General features: G+C 66.2%; 5 protein-coding genes, 1 pseudogene and 1 CRISPR repeat array. Of the genes and pseudogenes, 4 read left to right on the top strand and 2 right to left on the bottom strand.

The annotated features are described in order from the left end of the window. Positions 1-95: 95 nt before the first annotated feature. Positions 96-965, bottom strand: a complete 870-nt coding sequence (locus QMK24_RS39540) for an AAA family ATPase (RefSeq protein ID WP_283471741.1) — start codon at positions 963-965, stop codon at positions 96-98. Between the two features lie 491 nt (positions 966-1,456). On the opposite strand from QMK24_RS39540, the gene QMK24_RS39535 reads away from it, so the two are divergent. The 3 genes from QMK24_RS39535 to QMK24_RS39525 are packed head-to-tail and all read left to right on the top strand — an operon-like array spanning position 1,457 to position 5,024. Further along, positions 1,457-2,380, top strand: coding sequence for a serine/threonine protein kinase (locus tag QMK24_RS39535; RefSeq protein WP_283471740.1), 924 nt, complete (start codon positions 1,457-1,459; stop codon positions 2,378-2,380). Between the two features lie 47 nt (positions 2,381-2,427). Next, a complete protein-coding gene (locus QMK24_RS39530) occupies positions 2,428-3,006 on the top strand; it encodes an ABC-three component system middle component 2 (protein WP_283471739.1) in 579 nt (192 codons plus the stop codon). Next, positions 3,003-5,024, top strand: coding sequence for a DNA recombination protein RecN (locus QMK24_RS39525; RefSeq protein ID WP_283471738.1), 2,022 nt, complete (start codon positions 3,003-3,005; stop codon positions 5,022-5,024). The genes QMK24_RS39530 and QMK24_RS39525 overlap by 4 nt, the downstream gene beginning before the upstream one ends. A gap of 534 nt (positions 5,025-5,558) precedes the next feature. Further along, positions 5,559-6,073: direct repeats of the CRISPR family, unit length 26 nt; unit sequence GCTCCCCGCCCGCGCGGGGATGGACC. 258 nt (positions 6,074-6,331) lie between these two features. Here QMK24_RS39525 and QMK24_RS39520 read toward each other — a convergent pair. Then, positions 6,332-7,018 carry a hypothetical protein gene (locus QMK24_RS39520; RefSeq protein WP_283471737.1) on the bottom strand — a complete coding sequence of 229 codons (687 nt, stop codon included), beginning with the start codon at positions 7,016-7,018 and terminating at the stop codon, positions 6,332-6,334. 2,258 nt (positions 7,019-9,276) lie between these two features. Here QMK24_RS39520 and QMK24_RS39515 point away from each other — a divergent pair. Beyond that, positions 9,277-9,717: pseudogene (locus QMK24_RS39515) on the top strand (PDDEXK family nuclease); the annotation flags it as partial. Between the last annotated feature and the right edge of the window lie 122 nt (positions 9,718-9,839).

Here is a 9,839-nt window from a genome sequence, read left to right as displayed (position 1 = left end):
CGCCGCGACCAACGCGCCAGCGTCTCGCGCTCCTCGTCCGTCAGAACCACTTCGACCGTCGGTCGTCCCATGCGTGCCATGACCTCAGCATACTTCTATTGCTTTTCTGAGACTCGGGACACTAGAAGTAGCGCCAAGTAGACGACGTTGGCGGTGCCGGTTGAGGTGCGATCGATTCCTCGGGTTCCTGCAACATCCGTGAGTAGCTGAACGCTCCGGATGAGGTCTTCCTCCCGACCGGCGAACTCGAGAGACGGGACGAGTGAGAGTTGCGTTCCGGCTAGTGCGTCCAGACGCCTTCTGAGATCGGAGACGAGTAGTTGGACGTTCGCGTCGCTGTTCAGCTGGCTTCGCGCGACCTTCAAGGCCGTCAGCGTGGCCTGGATGGTCTCCAAGGCTGGCGGCCGATCGCGGAGGAGTCGCGTGAGGGGGCTTCGATCGGCTCGCCTGAAGTCTCCTTCAGCATCACGCAGGGCGTGGAGGACGGTCAGCGGGACGACGTCCATCGCATGCCGCATGTTCTGCCCAGGATCGTCTCCGCCGAAGATGTCATAGGAGTAATCATCAGCGGTCAACGGTCGACCAAGGGCGCCGATTGGGACTTTGGGTCCGAAGGAGTAGGTCAACCGGGCAACGCGCGCTGCACCATCTTGACTGACGAGAGCACCGTCGAAGGTCCCTTGTAGATCTGGATCACTGTCGAACCCGGTGAGGTCGACCTCGATTGTGACCGTTGCGCCTTGCTGAATCGAAGTTCCGTCATGGACATCATCAGCTTGCAGCCGACGTGCCCGGTTGGGAAGGTCTGGGTCGAGCACCAGGCGAAGCGCGTGGAGCAGGTTGCTCTTGCCGACGCCGTTAAGGCCGACGATGACTGCAGGCGTGGGGAACGGGTCTACTACTAGGTCACGGAAGTTCCTGAAGTTTTTGACACGAACCCTCGACAGCTGCACGTTGCTCCCCACCCCAAGTCCCCGCGCGGCGAGCCGATGGCGGCGCTGCGCATCTGAGCTGGAGCCTATTCGTTGTCATCGGGCTCGGGGTGGATGTCGTGACAATCGTGGCGGGTGCGCCTCCGCTGAATCTCTGTGCGGTCGGGAGCCTTCAGCGAAGCGTGGTGCCTCCCTGGGGACGTCCGCTTCTCATGTCGTCAGCTCCTTGGGGCCGGCTGAGCGGTGTGCAGCAGCCTCAAGAACCAGGCGCTCGACGTCAGTCCATTCCATCTCGCGTTCAGGCCATCGTCCAACTTGTCGGCGGCGAACGAACAGCCGGCTGTCTGCCTCGTGGACCGTGATCGGTTGATTCCAAGACGAGTACCTGAGCGCCCGTTACTGTGTGTGTTGCAGCGTAACGGTCGGCTAAAGGTCGATGCTGGAGCTGCCGGTGCGTGGTGGGGGTGGCCGGATTGGATAGCTCCATAGCCGTGGCGGCTGGTGTTCCGCCCATCCATTTCGGGATGCACGAGGTGCGCACCGGGAGTGCGGACGGAGCGCGGGCAGACTTCGAGAAGATGCTTGGGCAGCTCGCCGGCGCTACGAATCCGAACGTTCGTATGATCGCGGCCAACCCGGGGGACTGGGGGATCGATGCCTTCGCTGGCGACCTCGGGGGCGCCATCACCGTCTGGCAGTCCAAGTACTTCATGCCTATCACCACGACCAACCAGTCGCAGCAGATCCGTGAGTCACTCGCCAACGGGCTGAAGGCAGCTGCGGCCAACGATCACACCATCGCGATCTGGATCCTGTGTATCCCATCGAGCATGGACGGCCCCGCAGCGCAGTGGTGGGACGGTTGGAAGAAGAAGCAGGAGAAAGAGCACGACATCATCATCGAATTATGGGACGAGAACACGCTCGTGAGGAAGCTCCACAGCCCCGAGGGCGACCAGGTCCGCCGCGCATACTACGAGCCATTCACCGCGGCGCCGGTGGCACTGGTCCAGGAGCAGCTTCGGCTGGTCTTAGACGTGGAGGACGACAAGGCGGCGGCGCTCGACTCGGCCCTGTTCGTGCGGCAGATGACGGAGGCCGGCCACATCGAGTTGGACTCCGCCAAGCAGCAGTTCTTCAACGCGGATCTGGTGGCGCGGGAGATCGCGCACAAGGCAGTGCCTACGGAGATGGCCGCGCTCAGATCCGTTGATGCCACCCTGCACGCGGTGTGGGAGATGCAGTTCAACGAATGCTCGGCCGAGGACGCCAACAAGCTCCACGGGCGGGTCTGGCGCGAGGTGCGCAGCGAGCACGACAAACTGCCGAAGGTTCTGCGTCTGGAGGTAGTGCACAGCTGGGGGTTGGTCCACCGGCTGGTCGACAGCCGACGGGCCGGTTGGGTCAGACACTGGCGGCAGATCGCACGCGGTCATCCCGACGACTGATATCTCATGACCACTTGTCCCACTAGCCCACCAAGGAGGAGCACGCCGTGCAAGCACGCCGGCCGGTAGTGATGCCGGAGGACGAAGTGCCTTTCCGGCTCGCTCAACTGTTGCTACTCCTGGACGCGGTTGCTGAGCAGGATGCGAGCGGCGCGAGCCTGGAGCGCATTGGCTACTACGACTTCCTGTCAGCGAACCCCTTCCTCGTGGTCCCCTCCGAGGGCAGGGAGGCCAGTTTCCTGCGCTTGGCCGGGTTCGACCCGCAGGTTCTTGCCTATGCCTCGTCGTCGCAGCGGTTCACCAGCCGCCGGGAGCGCATCCAGCACGACCTGGCGCTCTTGGTCGCCTACGGGTGTTGTCAGGTCCACAACCGCAGAGGCTCCCTCGCCTACTCGATCACGCCGGCTGGGCAGGAGCTCGGCGGGCAGTTCACGGCCACCTACGCCAGCTCGTTCAGTTCTGCGGCTGGCATCGTAGTGCGCCGACTTCGCAAGCTGAGCGACAAGGGCCTTCGGGATCAGACCGCGCGGTGGCTTCGGCCGGACGGGCACGATGGTCCTGCGGCCGCTCTCATGAGTGTCCTGGGCCCAGGCCCTCAGGCGCCCGCAACATCTTGGGAGGGATGATCACTATGGAGCCGCTTCCCGGCATTCGAATCCGTCGCCTCCGGCTGGCCGGGATCGACCGGACCTATGACGTCGACTTCACGACCGAGCAGCGGGTACGGAACCTGTCCGTGATCGCCGGAGCGTTCAGCTCGGGCAAGACCGCAGTGCTCGAATTCATCGCATACGGGTTCGGCGCCAGGCGGCATCCTCGTCATCAAGAGGTACTGCGAAAGGTCCGTTCCTGCCTCCTGGAGGTCGAACTCTCCGGTGAATCGCATGTGATCGAGCGGTCCGTCGGCGAGCCTTCAAAGGTCGCCTTCGTACGTCGCGGAACACTCGACAGCAAATCGATGTCTCGACCCGAGAGCAGGCCGATCGATCCGCCCGGATCACCAGAGAGCCTGTCTACCCTCCTCTTGAGCCACTGCAAACTCGAAGGCGTGCAGCTCCGGGAAGCTCCCACCAGTCGTGAATCCCGTACGGACCCGCTCAGTTTCCGTGACCTGATGTGGCTGGCGTTCCTCCCCAACGAACGCGTGGCGGACAAGAACTTCCTCTTCGAGAACGACTACATGCGCAAGCACAAGCTGCGACAGGTGGTCGACGTTGTCTTCGGAGTCCACGACGACCGCGCCGTCGAGCTCGGCCAACGCATTCGGGAACTCGGCGGACGACTGAGCCATGCCAAAGCCGAACTCGTATCTGCACGCGCCTTCGTCCAGGAACAAGCCCCCTCCTCGTCGGGCGACGCCATCTCCCCCATCGTCTATGAGCAGGAACTGACTAACATCACGAGCCGGCTCCAGAACTTGGATCAGACGGCTCAGGCGGGGACGGCCTTCGCCGCCCGGCTGCGCCGTGAACATCAGCAGGCCGCTCAGAGCTCCCGTGGGGCGGCAGCGATCCTGCGAGATCGCGAGACTCAGCTCGCCCGGCTGATGCCCTTGCGTGCGCAGTACGCGGACGATCTCCTCAAGCTGGGCATGCTGGGCGAGGCTCAGCAGCTCTTCGACCCGCTGAACGTCACCGCCTGCCCGGCATGCCTGAACCGGCTGCCTGCTCCGCCGACAACCGTCGGCGGGCGCTGCAGTCTATGCAGCCACGATCTGACCGGCTCCGACGGAGTGCTGACCTTGGGTGCAGCCGACACCGCCCGCCAGGCCGACGGTAACCGCGTGGATGTTGCGGCAGAGATCCGGTCCACCAGGGCCCGCCTCAAAGAGATCACCACCTACATTGAGGACCTCGACGCCTCACTGGCCATGCTCAAGCTCCAGGCCGAGGACACAGCCATCCTGGAAGAGGAAGCATCTGCCGCCCTGGATGAGGCGACATCACCCGCGGTATCGCCCTTCCTTGCCGCCCGGGACGATCTCCACCGCAGGCGCGAACAGATACTTCGCCTCCTCGACCAGGCCGAAAGCACAGCGAAGCTCCACGAAGGACTCGCTAAGCGGGCCGCCACGGTGGAACGTCACGAGACCCAGATCGCCCATCTGAAAGAAGAACTCACGCAGCTTGGAGACGCCACCCACGACCGTGACCGGATCATCGCCAAGATCAGTAGCCGCTACGGGGAACTTCTGAGGGAGTGGCGATACCCCAAGATCGGCACGCCCTTCATCAAGCCTGACCTCACGCCGTTCGTACGCGGTGAGCCCTACCAGGAAGCATCCTCCGGCGCTCGCACGCTCCTGACCCTGGCCTGGCAGCTGGCCGTCTTCGAGATCGCCGTCGAAACGGGCGCCGCGCACCCCGGTTTCCTCATGATCGACAGTCCTCAGAAGAATCTCGGCCACGGTGGCACTCTGGACACGGTATTCGCCGATGCCATCGCCATCGATGACTTCTACAACCACCTCTCTGTCTGGCTCGCGGAGCGAGGTACGGCAGCACAACTGATCGTCGTCGACAACAGCCCGCCCCTCATCGCCGAAGGCGACGTGGTGGCTCGCTACAGCCGAAACGAAGACCGGCCCCCTTACGGGCTAATCGAGGACGAGACCAGCGCAGAAGAGGAAGGGGTCAGACAGTAGGACTCCACAGCCCCATGGCGACTGAGCACCTCAACTCTCCTCCGGAACAGAGCAAAACTGCATCGCAACCCGCTTCGACAAGCTCACCGCCCGGTACCTCGCCTTCGATGAAAGTGCTCAAAATTCGGGCTGATGGAGACTGAGTTCGCAGGTCACGCAGTCTGCTCCCCGCCCGCGCGGGCATGGGCCCGAGGCCGTGCCGCCGGGGGTGGCGCTGCAGGTCTGCTCCCCGCCCGCGCGGGGATGGACCCGACCAGGCGCCCTCGATGACGGAGACTCGTGAGGGCGTCCTTTGCTCCCCGCGCCTGCGGGGATGGACCCACCGGCGACACGCCCAGGACATCGGCCAGGCTCTGCTCCCCGCGCCTGCGGGGATGGACTCGCGTCGGCCTCCTCGGGCTCCGCGAAGGACCCCTGCTCCCCGCGCCTGCGGGGATGGACCCGAGCGGGTCCGGTCCCAGGATGCGGCCCGTACCTGCTCCCCGCGCGGGGATGGACCCCCGGCGTTCGCCGAGGCCACCCACCAGGTGCGTCTGCTCCCCGCCGGCGCGGGGATGGACCCACGAACCCGGACCGGGCCACGTACATGGACTGCTGCTCCCCGCCCGCGCGGGGATGGACCCGCGGTGCAGGCCCAGGAGATCGCGAACCTGGTCTGCTCCTCGCCCGCACGGGGATGGACCCACCAAACGGATCTTCTCGCGCGCGGCCGCGGCCTGCTCCCCGCCCGCGCGGGGATGGACCCAACGCCCAGACCTGGGTCAGCCCAGTCCTCGACTGCTCCCCGCCCACGCGAGAATGGACCCATCCTCGACCGGCACCCGGGCGCCGGCCCGCACCGCTCCCCGCCCGCGCGGGGATGGACCCACGGTCGCGGCCGGGGACGACAGCCGGTTCGGCTGCTCCCCGCCCGCGCGGGGATGGACCGTCGATCGGGAGCTGCAGGATCAACGAGAACGTCTGCTCCCCGCCCGCGCGGGGATGGACCCGGGAGCGTGAAGGTCCCGTTGTCCCGGCCGCCCTGCTCCCCGCCTGCGCGGGGATGGACCCAAGAAAGGCGAGGCCGGCCGGGCACTCCCCCGCCTGCGCGGCGATGGACTCAACATCCAATAGTTGTCGCCCGCGACGCCCTGCCTTCCGCCGCAGTGATCTATGGGACTTCGACCAGCGCCGAGGTGGCCACGCGCCCCACGTCATCGAGGGCGTGGGCCTCCAGAGCGACGAGACCTGAGGCCAGGCGTCTCCCTCACGGCGGATTTGCTGTCCAGCGTCATCCGATCGTGAGATCGCACCAGGCAGTGGTGTCGTTAGCTGATGCCGAGGGTGGTTAGCGCGGTGGTCCAGTCCGTCACGACGGCTTCTTGGGCGGCGGTGAGCGTCACCTTGCCGGAGCAGATCGCGGTGTGGAGCTTGTTCTCCACCGCGTCCTTCGGGTTCGACACCCCGCTTCCTGGCTTGTGTCCTGGGGAGGGTGGCTCTGGCCACAGGTTCCTTGCGTCGTTGGGGTCTCCTCCGAATTCGAGGGACAGGAAGTGGTCGTATTCGTCGTCGCGGGGGTTGCCGGTATACGCGTAGGCCAGGATCGAGCCGGCCTTCTCCTTCGCGGTGACGGAGGAGGGCGGGCGGATCGTGGCGGTGTATCCCGGCACGCAGATCGTGGACTTGATGGTGGCCTGTGTGACGGCCGGATTGGTCGCGCCCGGTGTGCATACCGGATCGGGCAGTGGTTCCCGCGTGGCGGTGTAGCGGTAGTGGCATGAGCCTGGGGCTGGCTGCGGCTGCGCGGTGTACTTTTTCTGCGGGCCCGCCCCGATCGGGATCGTTCCGGTCGGGCGACCGCCGTGTGGCGTAGCGCCTGTTGTGATGCCGGCTGGCTTCGGGGTGGTGGGAGGCGCCGGGTTGCCGGTGCCATTGGCTCCGGTGGTATCGGGGGAGCAGGCCGTCATCGCCAGGAGCAGGATGGTCGTTGCGGATACCGCAATACGGACGTTCACAGATCCCCCCGGGGTGAACCGCGTGGTGGCGCCAGACCGACAGTAGCGCCAGGCAGGGCCTGCTGTAGCGGCCTTGGAGGACGCCCACTCCATCGGGTTAGACCAAGGGCCGAAGCTGCGAAAGGGTCGCGCCTTCGTCGGCGTGCGAAGCGGGACGAAGGCGCGACATACGAGACCTCCTCGGGGTGCGGCCTCGCCCCTTCACGCTACGGAACGTCCGCTATCTCGGCATGCGCGGGACACCCGTCTGGGGTGAGTGGTCCTCACCGCCTGACGGGGAAGCCATCGGGGCCGTGCGGCGGTGGAGGTGCAGGGCCTGGGCAACCGCATTACGGCCACGGCATCAGCGACCGGCGGCTGCAGGCGTGCAGGAGGACGGGCCCCTCCTCCTGCGACCGGTACGTCGAACCGCCACCGGCCACGAACTGGCCCTGGAACCCGCCTGCGACGTGTGCCCCACACCGTCAGCTGCTCCCCGCCCGGTCGGGGATGGAACCCTTCTTGCAGGTGCGCTCGCGCGGGGATGGACCCGCGAAGGTCAAGATCAGCGGCAGCGTGGAGATCTGCTCCCCGCCCGCGCGGGGATGGGCCCTATCCTGCACCTGCGCAGTTTCGGCTAGAGGACTGTTCCCCGCCCGCGCGGGGATGGACCCAAGTACGTCTCCGCGAACGTGCCCGATACCCTCTGCTCCCCGCCCGAGCGGGTATGGACCCTCGCCCAGGTCATCCGCACCGCCTACGACCCGCTTCTCCCCGCCCGCGCGGGGATGGACCCTTCTTGCAGGTGCGCGAACGTGTTTCCCGACACTACTCCCCGCCCGCGCGGGAATGGACCCTTGATCATGGGACCAGCTGTCAGCGACGCTGTACCGCGGCTGCTCCCCGCCCGCACGGGGATGGACCCTACCTCTGGAACCCGGCGCTGAATGGGACCGACTGCTCCCCGCCCGCGCGTCCGGGTGCACACATGCTGCCGGTCACACCTGCTCCCCGCATGCGCGAGGATGGATCCGGCGTCTATGCGCGTCGGGTCGACATCCGCCGCCGCTCTCCGCCTGCGCGGGGATGGACCTGACGCGGACGGCAACCGGTTCGTCGCCGGTTCTTGCTCCCCGCCCGCGCGGGGATGGACCCGCGAACTTCGTGAGCCGCAGGGATCCGGTGCCCTGCTCCCCGCCCGCGCGGGGATGGACCCGACGAGCAGTCGTACCCCCTGTTCTGGTCGCTCTGCTCCCCGCAGGCGGGGATGGACCCTTCTATCACCGCAAGTGGGAGAGGGCCGTCAACTGCTCCCCGCCCGCGCGGGGATGGACCCATCACGCAACGGAACCTCCAGTTCCTGATGATCTGCTCCCCGTCTACGCGGGGATGGACCCGGGTTCATGGGGAGGCCGTACGCGCTCGTCTTGCTGCTCCCCGCCCGCGCGGAGTTGGACCCCCTGGCTGGGGTACGCGGCGCTGGTGTACGGCGTCTGCTCCCCGCCCGCGCGGGGATGGACCGAACACTAGGCATCCTCCGAGGTGCGGATCCGGCTGCTCCCCGCCCGCGGGGGGATGGACCCCAGCTCCTCGACGTCATCCGAGAGCGTGAGGGCGGGGGAGTCTTGGGGGCTGGCCCGGTTGTACTCAGGCTCTCCGCTTTCGAGCACGCGGAGCAGGGAGGCGGTGACTACGCGCGTTCCACGGCCGACCTGGAGCACGCGGCACGGAAACTGTCCTCGGCGGACAAGGGCGTAGCCCTTTGCGCGAGAGAACCCGAAGGCTCTGGAGGCATCTGCCACGCTGCTCGTTCCACCCCAGGTGGCACGGATGCACATGGGGCTGTATGCGGTATTCCCGGCTTGCGCATCGGCGGTTACTGGGCTCACGCGGTAGCTCCTGGGGTAGTTACGCGTTTTTGACGCGGTGAATGGGTCGACCTCTGCCGGCATGACGGGCTATCCGTCGCCGAGGAATCAAGCGAAGCGACGAGGTATCCATGGTGCGCAGGAAACCCGGTTTGGCTAACCGGCGTTCTAGGGCTATGTTGCCCAGCTCTCAGATGACTCGGACGTCGTGCCGATGCCGCAGTCGCTTTCCGGTGGGGGCGGCCCGGTTCGGTCGTTTTGGCGTTCCGGCCGTGCTGGTTGGCGGGCCGGAGGAGCTGCGGGCGCCGTCGAGCGACCTGCGCTCACACTTTTCTCACGGCTTCGAAGGCCCTCGCGGAAACAAATCCGTAGGGGCCAGACGTTATTGATCTCCGAGCTGAGGAGGGGAAGGTGTCGGGCCTGAAGCTGTTCCACACGACGCAAAGCGGCATGACCGAGGTCACGCCGCGTCTTGCTGAGGTCGAGGCGGATGTGCAGGGCCTCGTTGAGGCGAACATGGAGACGCTGCTGGGCGTGCGCTTCCTAGCGAGCGAGTACAGCACCGGTCCTGTCCATGGTGGGCGGATCGACTCACTGGGGCTCGACGAGAACGGGGCGCCGACGGTGATCGAGTTCAAACGTGGCACCGACCCTGGGGTGATCCATCAGGGGCTGTTCTATCTGGCGTGGCTGATGGACCACAAAGATGCCTTCCGGTACCTGGTCCGCGACCGGCTCGGGGTTACGGCCGCGTCCCAGGTGTTGTGGAGCGGACCGCGCCTGATCTGTATCGCCGGTGACTTCACGCGCTACGACGTTCACGCCGTCCATGAGCACCGGAGGTCGATCGACCAATGCCACGAAGTTAAGGGCCCGTTGGCGATGTCAAGCTGTCGGGGAGGGTGATCTTGTAGGTGTTCGGGGCGGTGCGGATGAGTCGGCCGTTGCGGGCCCAGTAGCAGAGCTGTGCAGTG

Origin of the sequence: Streptomyces sp. PH10-H1, from assembly GCF_030063355.1 — a bacterium.
Classification (GTDB): domain Bacteria; phylum Actinomycetota; class Actinomycetes; order Streptomycetales; family Streptomycetaceae; genus Actinacidiphila.
Note: the sequence above shows the minus strand (reverse complement) of the source record. Positions and strands in the feature narration are given on the sequence as shown.